Origin of the sequence: Aeromonas media (genome assembly GCF_020423125.1) — a bacterium.
Lineage (GTDB): Bacteria > Pseudomonadota > Gammaproteobacteria > Enterobacterales > Aeromonadaceae > Aeromonas > Aeromonas media.
On the sequence record NZ_CP075564.1, the window covers coordinates 3,257,745 to 3,273,249 of the forward strand.

The window sequence follows — 15,505 nt, forward strand, 5'->3', positions numbered from 1 at the left end:
GGCCTGTGCTCCAGCCGCAATCACCTTAGCGAAGGCAAAGCACTTCGCCGGTTGGCAGGGCTGCGCTCTAGCCCACCTCGACCCGGTTGCGACCCCGTTCCTTGGCCTGATAGAGCGCCTCGTCCGCCCGTTTGAGGGTCAGCTCAAGGGAATCCCCGCGCCGCGCCGCCACCCCGAAGGAGGCGGTGATCCTAAGCCCGAGGGGCCAGCCCCGGTGCACCTCGAGCGCTCCCCTAAGCCGCTCGGCCAGGGCGGTGGCCTGTCCCTCGTCGTAATGGAGGCAGACCAGCACGAACTCCTCTCCCCCCCAGCGCACCAGGCGGCACAGGCTGTCACAATGGCGCAGCAGCTCGCTCACCATGTGCTTGAGCACCTCGTCCCCCATGGGATGGCCGTGGGTGTCGTTGACCCCCTTGAAGTGATCGATGTCGATATAGATGAAGGAGAGCGGCATCTCCCCCAGTTCGCTCAAGAGCTTCTCGCCCCCGAGCCGGTTGAGGGCTCCGGTCAGGGGATCGTAACGGGCCTCTTCCTCGGTACGGCGGTTCTGCTCGCACAGGCTCTGGCTGAGTGCCTCCGCCGCCAGCCGCGCCTCACGGGCCTTGCGCAGTCGGTCCCCCATCCACAGGTACTGGATCAGAAACAGCAATATCCCGTATATCAGCCAGCCCAGCAGCAGCTGGCGGTAGAAGTCCCCCGGCTTGCCCCAGCGGCCATAGAACTCCAGCTTATCCAGGGTCAAGCGGTAGTCCCCGGGTTGCATCTTGTCGTCGGTGGCAAGCTCGATGGCATAGACATGGTGCAGGTCCGGTACCTGCTGCGCCAGCGGGATCCGGTACTGTTGTACCCACCAGGAGCTGGGTGCGAACACCTTGAGGGGGACGTCCTGGATGCGGCCGTAATCATCAGGGCGAAAGAGCACCTCGTTGAACTTGTGGGAGGTCTCGTCCCCGACTGTCGAGTAGGCGGGATCATAATTGCGCAGATAGAGGCGCCAGCTCTGCGGCGCCTCCCCTTCCACCCGCAACTTGACCCGCACGCCATCGAAATGGGAGAGATCCATGCCCCGTTCGGGGGCAGACAGGGTCAGGATCAGCTCACAGAAGGGGGAGGCGTAGCCCGCACGCAGCCTGCAGTCGATGGCCGGTTTGTCGCCGGCGGCGAGCAGCGTCGTAACCGAATGGCCCCCATGTGAGCGATCATCCTGGGCCCTGGCGGCTATGCCGGCCTGGCTCAGGATATCCAGCCGCCGTTCAGGTCCGAACTCGAACGCCAGGATGGCCAGCAGGCTGCCGAGCAGCAGGCTCCAGAACAACAGATTGGTCATGCGGGAATAGGATGGGGTCATAATGATCACACCTGGAAAAGAGCCTTTACTCTACACCTTGTGATTCCGCACCGTGCTGATCCAGATCCAAGGTTATTACACGCGCCCCCTCGGGCGCCGGGCATTGGTCGGCTCAGTCAGCGCACAGGGCGTCGCTTGCCATCTGCCGGGCTGAATCCTGTCGGCATTGCACCTCAAGAGGCGGACGCCAGCCCGGAGGGAAACGGGTTCCCGATGTCATCATTCCTTTCACCACTGAGCACTCCATGCCATGGAAAAATAAAGAAAAATCATCGCAGAGCCCCAGTCTACACAAGCAAGCGATACCGCAACACCCCCTATTCCTCTTCCCGCAGCGCCCGGTAGAGGGTGGTGCGGCTGATGCCAAGCCGGCGCGCCGCCTCGCTCACGTTGCCCTCGCACTCTGTCAGGGTCTGCTGCACCTGTTGCCGGTTCTGCTGGCGCAAGGTGCTGCCCGCAACTGCCGTGGTGGCGACCGGCGCCACGGCCACATTCGGCAGATGCAGGTGGGTGAGGTCAATCCAGCCCTGCCCTTCCGCCAGCACGCAGGCCACCTCCAGCGCCTGCTTGAGCTGGCGCACGTTGCCGGGCAGCGGGTGGGTCAGCAGTTGCCGCTCCGCCTCCGCCGTCAGTTGCAGGGCAGGATCCATCTCAGCGAGCAACCGCTGGATCAACTCCTGGCGCTCGCGGGTCGGCCAGGCCCGTAGCGGCGCCAGCGGCTGGCGCCAGCCGCAGATACGGTAATAGAGGTCTTCGCGAAACCCGCCACCTTGCACCATGGCTGCCAGATCCCGGTGGCTGGCGCTCACCAGCCAGAAGTCCACCGGTTCGGGCTTGTGGCTGCCCACCGGGGTGACGGCACGCTCCTGCAATACCCGCAGCAGCCGGGTCTGGGCCGAGAGCGGCAGCTCGCCGATCTCATCCAGCATCAGGATGCCGCCGTGGGCGGCGCGCAGATAACCCTGACTGCCCTGGCTGCGGGCACCGCTGAAGGCGCCACCCACATAGCCAAACAGCTCGGCTTCCACCAGATCGGCGGGCAGGGCGCCGCAGTTGACACACACCAGGGGCTTGTCCCGCCGGCTCGATTGGCGGTGCAGGGCGCGCACCAGATGCTCCTTGCCACAGCCGGTCTCCCCCTCGATGAGCAGGGAGATGCCGCGCTCCAGCATCTTGAGGGGCACCCCGGCGGTGGCAGGCGGCGTTGCCGGCAGAGACTGGGTTTGAATCACCACAGGCTCGGGCACCAACCGCAGGCCACGGCGCTCGCGTAGCAGTTGCTTGCCATCGAAGGGGTGCTGGCCGAGCCAGAGCCGGCCAGCCCGGTTGGCCCCGAGCAGTTCGCCCCCCTCCCCCAGCAGCAGGCGGGCAGACCACAGACTCTGAGGATCGAGATCCACCAGCCAGCCCGGCTGACGCGCCAGCAGGGCGTTCTCCAGCGTCATGGCCAAGAGCCGCACCGTGCCCAGCATATCGCCGCCGTGGTGGGCCGCATCGGTGGAGATGTCGAGCACGCCGAGCAGTTGCCCGTCCGGCCCGAGCAATGGGCAGGCGCTGCAACTGAGAAAGCTGTGCTGGGCGAAGAAGTGCTGCGCCCCCAGCACCTGCACCTCGCTCTGCTCGGCCAGCGCGGTACCGATGGCGTTGGTGCCCTTGCTCGCCTCCCCCCAGCGGGCGCCGCTGCGCAGGAAGATCCGCTCGGCGTGGCGGGCGAAGCCGTCGTCACCGCTCACCGCCAGGATGGCCCCCTCGGCGTCGCACAGCAGCAACCGGCAGGGCCTGCCCGCCAGCAGCTGGGCAAACAGCGGCAGCACGAAGCGCTGGAAGCAGGTGATAAGGGTTCTGTGCTGCTCCTGGCGGGCCGACAGCTCCCCCTGGGGCAGCAAGTCCAGCTCGGCGCTCTGCTGGCGGAGCAGGCCCTGATGCAGGCAGCGCTGCCAGGAACGCAAGATGGGACTGGGACTGGATTGAGGTAACTCGCTCATCACGCCTCCTGTTCACAAAGGGCACAGTGTCACGGCCACTGTCCAGAAACGGCACAGTTTTATCGCCACCGCCGCGGTCACTGGTTAATCAAGATACGCCGCCGCACCCCGTTTGATAACGTTTTTGTAACTTTTGCCTGCTGGTCAGACCCTCTGGCACGGCCCTTGCGATACCGAGAAGCAACCGGACTGCCCGCCAGGCCGGTCAGGACCACACACACATAAGGATGATGAGATGATTTATACCGCTCCCGGTCAGGCAGGTGCCCTGGTCAGCTTCAAGTCCCGTTACGACAACTTCATCGGTGGCGACTGGGTGGCGCCGCGCGCCGGCCGCTACTTCGAAAACATCTCGCCGGTGGATGGCCGGGTGTTCTGCGAGGTGGCCAGATCCGATGCCGCCGACATCGAGCTGGCGCTGGATGCCGCCCACAAGGCCTTCCCGGCCTGGAGCAAGACCAGCGTCACCGAGCGCAGCAACCTGCTGCTGCGCATTGCCGATCGCATCGAGCAGAACATCGAAGTGCTCGCCATCGCCGAGACCTGGGAGAACGGTAAGGCAGTGCGCGAGACCCTGGCCGCCGACCTGCCGCTGGTGGTGGATCACTTCCGCTACTTCGCCGGTTGCATCCGCGCCCAGGAAGGGTCTGCCGCCGAGCTGGATCAGCACACCGTTAGCTACCACTTCAAGGAGCCCATCGGCGTGGTCGGCCAGATCATCCCCTGGAACTTCCCGCTGCTGATGGCGGCCTGGAAGCTGGCCCCGGTGCTGGCGGCCGGCTGCTGCAGCGTGCTCAAGCCCGCCGAGCAGACCCCGGTCACCATCATGCTGATGATGGATCTCATCAAGGACATCCTCCCCCCCGGCGTGGTCAACGTGGTCAACGGCTTCGGCGCCGAGGCGGGCCAGGCGCTGGCCACCAGCGACAGGATCCAGAAGCTCGCCTTCACCGGCTCGACTGAAGTCGGCGCCCATATCCTGCGCTGCGCCGCCGACAAGCTGATCCCCTCCACCGTGGAGCTCGGCGGCAAGTCCCCCAACATTTACTTCGCCGACGTGATGCAGCACGAGAGCAGCTACATCGACAAGGCGGTGGAAGGGATGTTGATGACCTTCTTCAACCAGGGCGAGGTGTGCACCTGCCCCTCCCGCGCCCTGGTGCAGGAGAGCATCTACGACGACTTCATGGACCGTGTGCTGGCCCGCGCCCGCACCATAGTGCAGGGCAACCCCCTCGACACCACGACCCAGGTGGGGGCCCAGGCGTCGCGCGAGCAGTTCGACAAGATCCTGAGCTACATGGAGATCGGCCGCGGCGAAGGGGCCAAGATGCTGCTGGGCGGCGGCCCGGCCAAGGTGAGCGGGCTGGAGGGGGGCTTCTACATCCAGCCCACCATCTTCTCGGGCCAGAACAAGATGCGGGTGTTCCAGGAGGAGATCTTCGGGCCGGCGCTCGGGGTCACCACCTTCAAGGACGAGGCGGATGCCCTGGCCATTGCCAACGACACCCAGTACGGGCTGGGGGCCGGCCTGTGGACCCGGGACAGCAATCTGGCCTGGCGCATGGGGCGCGGCATCCAGGCCGGCCGGGTCTGGGTCAACTGCTACCACGCCTACCCGGCCCACGCGGCCTTTGGCGGCTACAAGAAGTCGGGGATCGGTCGCGAGACCCACAAGATGATGCTGGACCACTACCAGAACACCAAGAACCTGCTGGTGAGCCACGACATCAACCCCCTCGGCTTCTTCTAAGCCCATCCCATGATCCACAAGGGCGCCTGCGGACGCCCTTTTTCATGCGGTTCAGGCCACGGGTTGGCCCAGCTGCTGGCGATAGCGCTGGGGGGCGCAGCCCTGTTCGCGCTGGAACATGGCGATGAAAGCCGAGGTGGAGGCGTAACCGAGGCGCCAGGCGATCTCCTGCACCGGCATCTCGCCCCGCAGCCAGTCCAGCGCCTTCACCAGCCGCAGCCGGGTGCGCCACTGGCCGAGGCTCATGCCAAGCTCCTTCTGGCAACGCCGCGCCAGGGTGCGCTCCGTGGTGTGCAGCGCCCTGGCCCACTCCACCAGCGTGCGGTTGTCCTCCGGCGCCGCCTGCAATGCCGCCAGCAAGGGTGCCAGCAGGCGATCCCGGCTCTGGGGCAGGTAGCTCGGCTGGCAACGGGTGCGGGCCAGCTTCTCGATGAAGAGCTCACCCTGACGGGCATCCCACTCATCCTCCATGTGCCCGACCCGGCGCTGGGTGAAGTCCTCCAGCAGGGCCCGCAGCAAGGGGGTGAGGGCCAGCAGCTGGGGTTCCCGTGGCAGGCGCGGGGCCAGGGCGTGGCTCACGTAGATGGAGGTGTAATCCAGGGTCTGCTCGTTGAAGGCGGTGTGGGGAAGGTCCGCCGGCACCCAGATGAGGTAGTCCGGAGGCGCCACCAGCCGCTCTCCCCCCACCTCCACCACCATGACCCCCAGGCTGATGAGGCTGAGCTGGCCCCAGGGGTGGGCGTGCTCGGCGCAAGCGTTGCCCCCCTGGATCTGGCTGTAGCGAAAGTAGAGGGGGTTGGGGTCGGCCAGCAGGCGATCCTGCTCGGCCAGGGTGAGGGTGCCCATGCAGATTGTCCCAAAGCGGTTATGACATGTCTTATTTACGCTACTTACCTCGTTCAAGACAAGGCTAGACTCTCCCCATCGTACCAAGGAGTGCCTATGCCTTTTCTCTTTCCCCTGCTCGCCATCCTGATCTGGGCCGCCAATACCGTGGTCTCCAAGGCCGCCGCCGGCGTGCTGGATCCCGCCGCCATCTCCTTCTATCGCTGGGTGATCGCCGCCCTGGCGCTCTCCCCCTTCTGCCTGCCGCCGCTGTGGTGCCGCCGGCGCGATCTCCGCCCCTGGCTCGGCAAGCTGCTAATCCTCTCCCTGCTCGGCATGGTGCTCTACCAGTGCCTCGCCTACTACGCCGCCCACAGCACCTCGGCCACCAACATGGGGGTCATCGGCTCCCTGCTGCCGCTGCTGACCCTGCTGATCGGGGCCTGCTGCTTTGGCCAGAGACCGGGCAAACAGGCGCTGCTCGGCATGAGCCTCTCCCTGTTCGGGGTGCTCTGGCTGCTGGGTCAGGGCAACCCCCTGGCGCTGCTGCACAGCGGCATCAACCCCGGTGATGGCATGATGCTGCTGGGGGCGGCCAGCTACTCGCTCTATGGCCTGCTGATCCGCCGCTGGCAGCTGCCGTTCGGCCCCTGGCTCAACCTCTATCTGCAGATCCTGCTGGCGGTGCTGCTGCTCATTCCGGTGGCCCTCTCTGCCGACTCCCTGGCCATTCCCGTCCAGGGCTGGAGCATGGTGCTGTTCGCCGGACTCGCCTCCTCCATCTTCGCCGCCTACTGCTGGATGCGCGGCCTCGCCTGCCTGGGGGCGGAGCGCACCTCGGTGTTCATGAACCTGATGCCGCTGTGCACTGCGCTGTTGGCCGTCATCACCCTGGGGGAGCCCATCCACGGCTATCACCTGCTGGGGGGCGGCCTCGTCCTGACCGGCGTCATGATCTCCCAGTTCAGGCCGAGGGTGCGTCCCGCCCTGGTGGAAGGGGCATAAGCCGGCACCATCAACCGTGGCCGGCAAAAAGGGAGCCGAGGCTCCCTTTTTGTTTGCAATGCTGTGGTCACGCCGCCTCAGCTGCTCCGGCGCCAGTGGTAACGGCGCTCGGGGCGACCGCGCTGGCCGTAGTTGAGATCCACGTCCAGCTTGTCTTCGGACTCCAGAAACTCCAGGTAGCGGCGCGCCGTGGTGCGGCTAAGTGACAAACGCAGCGCCACCGTATCGGTGGAGAAGGCGGTGTCCGGCTCCCCCGCCAGCAGCTCCAGTACCTGGCGCAGGGTGATGGCGTCTATGCCCTTGGGGGTGTCGCGCACCTCCCGCGGCTGAATGCGCCCCTTGCCCATCAGGCGGTCGAGATCGCTCTGCTCCAGCAGGCCGCGTTCGCACAGGCGGCGATGCAGGGTCAGGATCTCGTCCAGGCTCTGCTGGATGCGAAACAGCCGCAGCGGCTTGATGATGTAATCCTGCACCCCGAGATTCAGGGCCTGCTGTATGGTCTCCACGTCGCAGGAGGCGGTCACCATGACCACGAAAACCTCCCGATTGTGGCTGCGCAGCTGGTTCACCCACTCGAGGCCCGAGCCGTCGGGCAGGGAGATGTCCACCACCAGCAACTGGGGGTCGGTGGCGCGCATCATGAGATCGGCCTGGGCCAGGCTCTCGGCCCGCCCCAGCAGGGAGTAGCCCGGGGTCGAGGAAACCAGCTCGGCCAGGATGGCGCCGATCCGCTCGTCGTCCTCGATAACAAGAGTGAAAATTGGCTTCATGACTCACACCAATTGGTTTTTATTCAAATAGATACCGAACAGCGTCGTCTGCTCGGCGGTGCGGCGCCATTCTATCACACCCCCACGGCGGGCCACCGTCTTCTTGACCAGGAAGAGGCCTACCCCGTGATCCCCGGTCTGGCGGCTGACACCATAGTCAAACAGGTGATCCGCCAGCGCCTCGTCCACCCCCTCGCCACTGTCCTCCACCTCGATCACCAGCCGACGCCCGAAGTCATCCACCGAGATGAGCACCCGGGGAGCGCATCGCTGGCGGTTTGCCCAGGCGGCCCGGATGCCGTTGTCCAGCAGGTTGCCGATGCAGGTGATGAGATCCGCCGACACCTCGGCCGGGTACTCCCCGAGTGCCGAGCCGGGATCCAGCACCAGCTCGACACCGAGCTCCCGCGCCCGGCTGAACTTGCCGAGGATGAGGCCAGCAACCGGCTTGTTCTCGATGGAGCGCAGCAAGTCCTGCAGCATGGTCTGGCAGGCCTCGTTCTCCTGCTGGATGAGCTCCACCGCCTGATCCACGTGACCGAGCTGCAGCAGGCCGGAGAGGCTGCTCAGCTTGTTGGCGAACTCATGGGTCTGAATGCGCAGCATCTCGGCATACTGGCGCAAGTGAGTCACCTGCATGCCGAGGCTGCCAGTGCCGTCCGGCCGGCTGAAGATCAGCATGCGACCGGGCTCACGACCGCTCAGCTCCTGCCAGTGGCCGACAAAGTCATCCCCCTGCACGGTGAAATTGACCCCCCCCTCCTGCTCCAGGATGGGGAGCAGGCTGGGGGCAAGCTCGGCCAGGGAGTGGCCCAGCAAGGCATGACGCCCGGTGCCCGGCAGCCGCAACTGATAGAAGGCCGCGCTGTTGAGCATCTTGATGCGATGGTTGGCGTCGAGGGCCACTATCCCCTCCGAGATCCCCTCCAGCACCAGATCCTGCTGGGCGAAGCGGTTGACTATGGTCTCCGGCTCCAGATCCAGCAGGGTGCGCCTCAGCCGGTGCTGCAACCAGAACGCCAGCAGCAGGCCACAACCCAGCACGGCGCCGATGGCGCTGATGAGCAGGGCGATCCGCTCCAGATAGGTACCCTCCACCGTCCGCATCAGGTAGCCCACCGCCACCGCGCCTATGGTGCGCCCGTCCGCCCCTATCACAGGCGAGAAGCAGCGGATGGCCGGGCCCAGGGTGCCCTCATCCCTGGAGCAGTAACTGCGCCGCTCGTGGATCGCCGGCCAGATGTCCTCGCCACGGAAGGTTGCACCGACCAGCTCGGGGGAAGGGTGACTCAGGCGGCGGGCATGCTCGTCGGTCACCACCATGTAGGCGGCATCGGTGCGGCTGCAGATCCCCTGCACATAGTCCCGCAGGCCGGGATCACTGCCCTGCTGCAGGGCCTGCACCACCCGGGTATCTGCCGCCAGCACCCGGGCCAGATCGCTCCCCTTCTCCTCCAGGTTGCTCTCCAGCAGGTGGCGGATGAAGAGGGCGAGCAGGCCCCCCAGGATCAGGATCAGCAGCAGTGACAGCCCGAGGGAGAGGGTGACCAGTTGGTGGCGCAGTTTCATCGATTAACCTTGAAGCGTCAGGAGGCGGACCAATAGTGCGGGCGCCACCAGGTCTGGTCAATGAGCGGTGCGGGATCACCGGCAAAATCCGCCAACCCCTCCTCGCGGGCGGCCAGGGCCACGGCTCTGGCGACGGCACGGGCCACCTCCCCCACCTGATCGATGGGAGGCAGCAAGCGGCCGGTCTCCAGGGGATAGGCCCCGACCGCCCGCACCGCCGCCTGCAACATGCCATCGCTGATGCGCCGCGCCTTGACCGCGCAGGCCCCGAGGCCAATGCCCGGGAAGACATAGACGTTGTTGCACTGGGAGACCACCCGCGCCTCTTCCGCCACCATGACGGGAGCGAACGGGCTGCCGGTGGCGAGCAGGGCACGCCCCTCGGTCGCCCGCCACACCTGCTCCGGGGTCGCCTCCGCACTGCGGGTCGGGTTGGAGAGCGGCAGGATCACCGGGCGCTCGCACACCTCCCCCATGGCGCCAAGCACCTGCTCGGTGAAGAGGCCTCCCTGGCCACTCACCCCGATCAGCACTCCGGGGCGCAACCGGGCGATGAGCTCGGGCAGGGAGGTGCAGGCCTCCTGTGACGGGCGGGCGAAGGGCTGCTGGGAGGGGGTCAGGTTGACCCTGTCCAGGCAGACCAGACCATCCTGATCGAACAGTTGCACCTGCTGTGGACTGCCCGCCAGCCGGGCCAGCATGGCGGCGATCCCGCAGCCCGCCGAGCCGGCGCCGACGATGAGCACCGGGGTGTCGGCCAAGGTGCTGCCCGCCTGCTGCAAGCCCGCCAGCACGCAGGCGGAGGCGACCGCCGCCGTGCCCTGGATGTCGTCATTGAACATGCAGAGCTCATCCCGGTAGCGGGCCAGGAGGTTGGCGGCATGCTTGCCGGCAAAATCTTCAAACTGCAGCACCACCTCGGGCCAGCGCCGCCGGATGGCCGCCACCACCTTGTCCATGAAGTGGTAGTAGGTCTCGCCGTCGATGCGCGGGGCCTGCCAGCCGAGGTAGGAGTCATCCTCCAGCAGCGCCGGGTTGTTGGTGCCCACGTCCACGCACAGGGGCAGGGTGCGCGCCGGGTTGATGCCGCCGGCGGCGCTGTAGAGCGCCAGCTTGCCGATGCAGATCCCCATGCCGCCGATGCCGAGATCGCCAAGCCCCAGCACCCGCTCCCCGTCGGAGATGACGATGACGTCCACCTCCTGCTCCACACTGGCGAAGATGTCGTCCAGCTCGTCCCTGTCGTGCCAGGAGAGGTAGAGGCCGTGGCTGCGCAGATAGAGATCGCTGTGACGCTGGCAGGCCTCCCCCACCACAGGGGTGTAGATGATGGGCAAGAGCTCCGGCAGGTGGTGGCGCACCAGATCGTAGAACAGCACCGGGTTGTCCTCCTGCAACTGGCGCAGCAGCAGGTGTTGGTCGAAGGGACTCTGCATGGCCGAGACCAGGCGGTAGATGCGGCGCCGCTGCTGGGAGAGGGATTCCTCCTTGTGGGGCATGCGCCCCATCAGCCCCTGACGCTTGCGTTCGGCATAGGGCAGGCTGGTGCCCATCATGGTGTCGTTCATATCGGTTTCCTGTATCCAGTCGTCACGCGAACAGAGAGATGAGGGCGGTGGCCAGGATCAGCATCACGGCCCCGCCAAGGCGAGAGGAGATCTGGGCGAACGGCATCAGCTTCATGCGCTGGGCCGCCGACAGCACGGCCACGTCGCCGGTGCCCCCCATGTTGGCCATGCACAGGCCGCCGGTGATGGCCGCCTCGATGGGATAAAAACCTATCATGCGCCCCACCAGGGCCGCCCCCAGAGCGCCGCCCACCACTGTGGTCAACACCATGATGAAGTAGTTGACGGAGAAGGCGCCGATGAGCTCGGGGATACTGGTGTAGGCCACCCCTATGCCCACCAGCAGGGAGGGGGTGAGGTTGCTCACCACGAACTGGTACCAGTCGGCCGCCGCCTGCTCGTAGCGGCGCGGCAATACACCACTCACCTTGATGAAGGCCACCGCCAGTATCATCAGGGCGAAGGGGTGCATGGGGATGAAGTTGCCGAGCAGGGAGCCCAGCACGAACATGCTGGAGCTGATGAAAAGGCCCATACCCAGGCTCTGCAGGGTCGGCGCCTCGGCCTGCTCGTCGGCGACGCTCTGGCCACTCTCTTTCACCATCAGCCTGCCGTTGCCGGTCAGGGAGGGGTAGCGGCGACCAAGGCGCGCCAGCAGGGAGCCCACCAGTATGGCCAGGGTGTTGGCGATCACCACGGCGGGTACCATGCGTGACAGCAGGTCGGCGCTGGACATCTGCAAGGGACCGGAGAGGATCTCCACCAGCGGCACGGCGCCGGCGCCCATGCCGCCCCCCATGATGGGCAGGCCGATGAGCAGCACCGCATTCTTGAAGCCATACCCCATCAAGGAGCCGACCAGGCCGACGCTCAGCAGCGCCAGCGCCACGCCTCCCAGGATCACCGGCAGGTAGCGCATGGCGGCGTTTTTCAGCAGGGCGCTGCTCATGCCGAACACGGAGCCGGTCACCAGGCTGGCGATGAAGAAGTTCAGAAAGCCCCCCTCCTTCATGAAGCGGGTGATCACCTCACCCGCCTCGGCCGGCAGGATTCGGTACTCGAACAGGGCGGCGCCGCCGAAGATGGCGAGTATGGTGCCACCCCCCAGATATTCCCGGATGGGGGGGATGCGCTCGCCCAGCTCGCTCAGCAGGGTGCCGAGCACGAACATCAGCGCCAGGGCGCCGACCATGCCGAGTGGCAGGGAGCCGTTCCAGCCGGCGTAGAGGACGCAGGTGGCGAGCCCGAGGAAGATCATCATGGGCATGCCGGCGATCTGCTGGTCGCCCCAGGCGCTCTTCATCTGTACTTCAGGGGTAGAGAGGTTTTTCATTGTTATGCTCCAGCTTGTGGTGTGGCGCCACTCTACGTATCCCCTCCTCTGCTGTCGGTTAGCAGACCTGCAAAGCCATATAAAAACATTGAAACCTTAAGCACCATTCAGCCCCTCCGTGCCCCCCTCCCCCGCCGAAAACTGAACGTGACCTACATCACACTATTTACTTAGCCTGCGAAATAAATATAATGCTTAGCAAGCTAAGTAAATAAGGAGCCCGTCATGGGAAAGGATCTGGAAATGCTGCGCGAGCTCTCCCTCGCCGAACAGCTGGGACGGCTGCACCGGTTGTGGCGCACCGTGGCCGACCTCGAGCTGGCCCCCCTGGGACTCACCCACCCCCGTTGGACCGCGCTGTGGAAGCTGAGCCGCCTCGGTGGCCACCTCAGCCAGAAGACACTGGCCGAGGCGCTGGAGATAGAACTGCCCTCGCTGATGCGCACCCTGGGCCAGCTGGAAGAGCAAGGCCTTATCGAACGCCACTGCTGCAGTCAGGACAAACGCGCCCGCATCGTCACCCTGACCCCGGCCGGCAAGGCGCTGCTCGACAAAATCGAGGATCGCATCATCGCCGTGCGCCGGGAGCTGCTCGCCGGCATCAGCCAGCAGGAGCTGACGCAGTTTGAAGAGATAGTGCACCGCATATCCGCCAACGCCCTCGGCAAGATCGGTGCCCAGCATGAAGAGAGAGAATAAGATGACCCCGGATCAACAATTCAAGCGCTGGATCAAATGGGCCATCGCCTGCTTCACTCTGGTGTTTGGCTACTTCCTGCTGGCCGACATCAAGATGCCCCTCACCCCCCAGGCCATGGCCACCCGGGTCGTCACCAGGATGGCGCCCCAGGTCAGCGGCAAGGTGACCGAGGTCGCGGTAGCGAACAACCAGCATGTCAAGCTGGGGGATCTGCTGTTCGTGCTGGATCCGGCCCCCTTCGCGCTTGCGGTCGAGCAGGCCAGACTCGCCCTTGATCAGGCCGAGCAACAGAATCGCCAGCTCGATGCGACCCTCAATGCCTATGAGGCTGAGTACAGCTCCCTGCAGACCCAGGCGGCCCAGAAGCAGCGGGAAGCCGAGCGCATCGACGCCCTCTATCGCCGCCACATGGTGTCGGAGCAGCAGAAAGACGACGCCGACAGCGCCGCCCGCACCGCCCGTGCCAATCTGCTGGCCAGCCAGGCCCGGGTGGAGCAGGCTCGCGTCAACCGGGGCCTGCCCGGTGACGACAACCTGCTGCTGCGCCAGGCGCGCAACCGCCTGGCCCAGGCCGAGCTCAACCTCACCTATAGCCAGATCCATGCAAGCCAGGATGGCATCATCACCAACCTGCAGCTCAAACCGGGCAGCGTGGCCACGGCAGGCGCTCCCCTGCTGGCCCTGGTCTCCGAGCAGGTGGACGTGATCGCCGATTTTCGCGAGAAGAGCCTGCGCCACATCACCCCGGAAAGCAGGGCGCTGGTCGCCTTCGACGGCGAGCCAGGCCGCCTCTACCCGGCCCGGGTCGCCAGCCTGGATGCCGGGGTCAGTGCCGGCCAGTTCGATGCCAACGGTCTCCTGGCCAATCCCGTCGAATCCGATCGCTGGGTGCGCGATGCCCAACGGCTGCGCCTGCACCTGACCCTGGAGCAACTGCCCGCCCATCTGCCGGCCGGGGCTCGCGCCACCGTCCAGCTGCTGCCGGACAACGCCCTGACCGGGCTGCTGGCCCGCGGCCAGATCCGCCTGCTCAGCCTGCTGCACTACATCTATTGAGATGACGACCATGAACCTGTGGCACAGACCCCTCACCGCCAACGAGCTGCGCCAGTGCCTGCGCATCGCCTTTGGCTGCACCCTGGGATTTGTGCTGTGCAAGATCTTCGGCTGGAGCAACGGAGTCTTCTTCACCGTCACCCCGGTGCTGCTGCTGGGGATGATCCCCGTGATGAACGGCCACGCCGCCCGCCAGCTCATCGCCTCCGCCGCCATGTGCGGGCTGGAAGTCGGGCTGCTTGGCGGCCTGTTCGGCAGTCATCCCGGCCTGATGCTGCCCATCGTCTTCCTGCTGTTTCTCTACCGCTTTGCCGCCATGTCCCGGGGCAGCCTCTTCCTGTTCGGCGCCAATGGCGTGCTCAGCCTCAGCATCATGCTGCACTTTGCCAGCTACCCCGAGACCGATCTGAACGATCTCATCTTCAGCAACCTCTGGGCCAGCGTCCTGTCGGTGCTCATCGCCTACCTGATGACGGCGCTGATCCCGGATGTGGAGGCGCGGCCCGCCCCCACCCCTTCCCCCAAAGCACCGCACCGGATGCGCCACGAGGCGCTGCTCGGCGCCAGCATCGCCACCCTGTCGTTCCTGGTGTTCCAGCTGTTCGATCTGCGGGACTCCATGTCCGCCCAGGCGACCACGCTACTGGTGCTCTTCCCCATGCACTGGGACGGGGCCCTGAGCTACGCCCGCAAGCGCGCCATGGGCACCCTGCTGGGGGTGAGTTTCGGCATCCTGGGGCAGCTAGTGCTCTATGACTGGTCCGGCTTGCTCTTGCTGGTGACCCCGCTGCTCTGGTTGGGAGCCATGCTGTTCAGCCATGCCCATGTGAAGGAGGCGAGCGGCTCCGGCGTTGGCTTCGGCGCCCTCACCACCCTCGGCATCCTGTTTGGCCAGTACCTGACGCCCGGCAACGATCTGGTGTTCAGCGCCCTGTACCGGGTCAGCAGCATACTGTTTGCCATCGTCGCCACCCTGCTGGCCTGCTACCTCATTCACCGCCTGCTCAACCGCTTCGAGGCGACCCGCTTCGGCCATTGATAGCTCTTTTCTGTAGCCCAAGGACGGCACCCTTTCGCCCCGCTCGCCTGGCGGGGCGTTTTTTTGCCCGCTGACTGTGCAGAGTGACGGACGCATCCCGACGCAAGAGGGGGACACCGAGGTTGCAGTTGCCTCTCAGCCTGTTAGGCTCAAGGCCATATGACACCGATCAAAGGATGCGACATGAAACAGGCCAAGCTCTTTCTACTGGGGATAGGCACCCTGACCCTGCTCGGCGGCTGCGATCTGGGGGCCGGCAAGCTGGGGGTGACAGGGGGCGATCCCGTCACCTATCTGTGCGAGCAGAACCAGAAGGTGCAGGTGCGCTACTTCTCCCTCTCGGACGAGAGCCTGAACTTCGTCAAGCTCGCCCTGCCCGATGGCAAGGATTACACCCTGCCCCAGGCGGTCTCCGCCTCCGGTGCCCGCTACACCGACGATCACGAGGTGGTCTGGTGGAACAAGGGGAAGGAAGGCTTCGTGGAGATGCGCGATGACGCCGGGGAGTGGCAGAGCCGCTACAACGACTGCAAGGAGCTATAAGCTCCGCAGGC

The 15,505-nt window shown here is 65.7% G+C and carries 13 protein-coding genes; 6 read left to right on the forward strand and 7 right to left on the reverse strand.

Annotated elements, in window-relative coordinates; translation table 11 throughout:
* Nucleotides 1-67: 67 nt before the first annotated feature.
* The gene (locus tag KI797_RS14970) at nucleotides 68-1,348 is read right to left on the reverse strand and encodes a GGDEF domain-containing protein (RefSeq protein WP_226169903.1); all 1,281 of its coding nucleotides are present in this window, start codon (nucleotides 1,346-1,348) and stop codon (nucleotides 68-70) included.
* Nucleotides 1,349-1,665: 317 nt separating this feature from the next.
* Entirely contained in the window at nucleotides 1,666-3,333 is a 1,668-nt protein-coding gene (locus KI797_RS14975) for a sigma-54-dependent Fis family transcriptional regulator (protein WP_226169905.1), read from the reverse strand.
* Nucleotides 3,334-3,568: 235 nt separating this feature from the next.
* On the opposite strand from KI797_RS14975, the gene exaC reads away from it, so the two are divergent.
* Nucleotides 3,569-5,086, forward strand: coding sequence for an acetaldehyde dehydrogenase ExaC (exaC, locus tag KI797_RS14980; protein WP_226169907.1), 1,518 nt, complete (start codon nucleotides 3,569-3,571; stop codon nucleotides 5,084-5,086).
* Between the two features lie 51 nt (nucleotides 5,087-5,137).
* Here the strand turns inward: exaC and KI797_RS14985 are convergent, their stop codons facing one another.
* Nucleotides 5,138-5,932 carry an AraC family transcriptional regulator gene (locus KI797_RS14985; protein WP_010673466.1) on the reverse strand — a complete coding sequence of 265 codons (795 nt, stop codon included), beginning with the start codon at nucleotides 5,930-5,932 and terminating at the stop codon, nucleotides 5,138-5,140.
* 96 nt (nucleotides 5,933-6,028) lie between these two features.
* Between KI797_RS14985 and KI797_RS14990 the strand changes: the two genes are divergently transcribed.
* Nucleotides 6,029-6,916, forward strand: a complete 888-nt coding sequence (locus tag KI797_RS14990; RefSeq protein WP_226169909.1) for a DMT family transporter — start codon at nucleotides 6,029-6,031, stop codon at nucleotides 6,914-6,916.
* Between the two features lie 77 nt (nucleotides 6,917-6,993).
* Here the strand turns inward: KI797_RS14990 and KI797_RS14995 are convergent, their stop codons facing one another.
* From KI797_RS14995 to KI797_RS15010, 4 genes are read right to left on the reverse strand one after another with little or no spacing between them, the layout of a single operon-like run.
* Nucleotides 6,994-7,686: a response regulator gene (locus KI797_RS14995; protein ID WP_171276633.1), complete on the reverse strand. Its 693-nt coding sequence runs from the start codon at nucleotides 7,684-7,686 to the stop codon at nucleotides 6,994-6,996.
* A gap of 3 nt (nucleotides 7,687-7,689) precedes the next feature.
* On the reverse strand, nucleotides 7,690-9,255 hold the full coding sequence (locus tag KI797_RS15000; protein ID WP_043131058.1) for an ATP-binding protein: 1,566 nt from the start codon (nucleotides 9,253-9,255) through the stop codon (nucleotides 7,690-7,692).
* Nucleotides 9,256-9,272: 17 nt separating this feature from the next.
* Nucleotides 9,273-10,823, reverse strand: a complete 1,551-nt coding sequence (gene maeA / locus KI797_RS15005; protein ID WP_226169911.1) for an oxaloacetate-decarboxylating malate dehydrogenase — start codon at nucleotides 10,821-10,823, stop codon at nucleotides 9,273-9,275.
* Nucleotides 10,824-10,845: 22 nt separating this feature from the next.
* Nucleotides 10,846-12,156 carry a 2-hydroxycarboxylate transporter family protein gene (locus KI797_RS15010; RefSeq protein ID WP_043131053.1) on the reverse strand — a complete coding sequence of 437 codons (1,311 nt, stop codon included), beginning with the start codon at nucleotides 12,154-12,156 and terminating at the stop codon, nucleotides 10,846-10,848.
* A gap of 225 nt (nucleotides 12,157-12,381) precedes the next feature.
* On the opposite strand from KI797_RS15010, the gene slyA reads away from it, so the two are divergent.
* From slyA to KI797_RS15030, 4 genes are all read left to right on the forward strand, one after another.
* Nucleotides 12,382-12,855 (forward strand): transcriptional regulator SlyA, encoded by a 474-nt coding sequence (slyA, locus tag KI797_RS15015; RefSeq protein WP_005324722.1) that lies wholly within the window; start codon nucleotides 12,382-12,384, stop codon nucleotides 12,853-12,855.
* Nucleotide 12,856: 1 nt separating this feature from the next.
* Complete coding sequence (locus KI797_RS15020) at nucleotides 12,857-13,912, forward strand: HlyD family secretion protein (protein WP_226173130.1); 1,056 nt, start codon at nucleotides 12,857-12,859, stop codon at nucleotides 13,910-13,912.
* 10 nt (nucleotides 13,913-13,922) lie between these two features.
* The gene (locus tag KI797_RS15025; protein WP_043131044.1) at nucleotides 13,923-14,951 is read left to right on the forward strand and encodes a DUF2955 domain-containing protein; all 1,029 of its coding nucleotides are present in this window, start codon (nucleotides 13,923-13,925) and stop codon (nucleotides 14,949-14,951) included.
* Between the two features lie 183 nt (nucleotides 14,952-15,134).
* Nucleotides 15,135-15,494 (forward strand): MliC family protein, encoded by a 360-nt coding sequence (locus KI797_RS15030; RefSeq protein WP_226169913.1) that lies wholly within the window; start codon nucleotides 15,135-15,137, stop codon nucleotides 15,492-15,494.
* Nucleotides 15,495-15,505: the final 11 nt, after the last annotated feature.

Excerpts from the sequence above, each read along its gene's own strand:
- KI797_RS14970 (WP_226169903.1), bottom strand. The coding sequence starts at position 1,348 with ATGACCCCATCCTATTCCCGCATGACCAATCTGTTGTTCTGGAGCCTG.
- KI797_RS14975 (WP_226169905.1), bottom strand. The coding sequence starts at position 3,333 with ATGAGCGAGTTACCTCAATCCAGTCCCAGTCCCATCTTGCGTTCCTGG.
- exaC (WP_226169907.1), top strand. The coding sequence starts at position 3,569 with ATGATTTATACCGCTCCCGGTCAGGCAGGTGCCCTGGTCAGCTTCAAG.
- KI797_RS14985 (WP_010673466.1), bottom strand. The coding sequence starts at position 5,932 with ATGGGCACCCTCACCCTGGCCGAGCAGGATCGCCTGCTGGCCGACCCC.
- KI797_RS14990 (WP_226169909.1), top strand. The coding sequence starts at position 6,029 with ATGCCTTTTCTCTTTCCCCTGCTCGCCATCCTGATCTGGGCCGCCAAT.
- KI797_RS14995 (WP_171276633.1), bottom strand. The coding sequence starts at position 7,686 with ATGAAGCCAATTTTCACTCTTGTTATCGAGGACGACGAGCGGATCGGC.
- KI797_RS15000 (WP_043131058.1), bottom strand. The coding sequence starts at position 9,255 with ATGAAACTGCGCCACCAACTGGTCACCCTCTCCCTCGGGCTGTCACTG.
- maeA (WP_226169911.1), bottom strand. The coding sequence starts at position 10,823 with ATGAACGACACCATGATGGGCACCAGCCTGCCCTATGCCGAACGCAAG.
- KI797_RS15010 (WP_043131053.1), bottom strand. The coding sequence starts at position 12,156 with ATGAAAAACCTCTCTACCCCTGAAGTACAGATGAAGAGCGCCTGGGGC.
- slyA (WP_005324722.1), top strand. The coding sequence starts at position 12,382 with ATGGGAAAGGATCTGGAAATGCTGCGCGAGCTCTCCCTCGCCGAACAG.
- KI797_RS15020 (WP_226173130.1), top strand. The coding sequence starts at position 12,857 with ATGACCCCGGATCAACAATTCAAGCGCTGGATCAAATGGGCCATCGCC.
- KI797_RS15025 (WP_043131044.1), top strand. The coding sequence starts at position 13,923 with ATGAACCTGTGGCACAGACCCCTCACCGCCAACGAGCTGCGCCAGTGC.
- KI797_RS15030 (WP_226169913.1), top strand. The coding sequence starts at position 15,135 with ATGAAACAGGCCAAGCTCTTTCTACTGGGGATAGGCACCCTGACCCTG.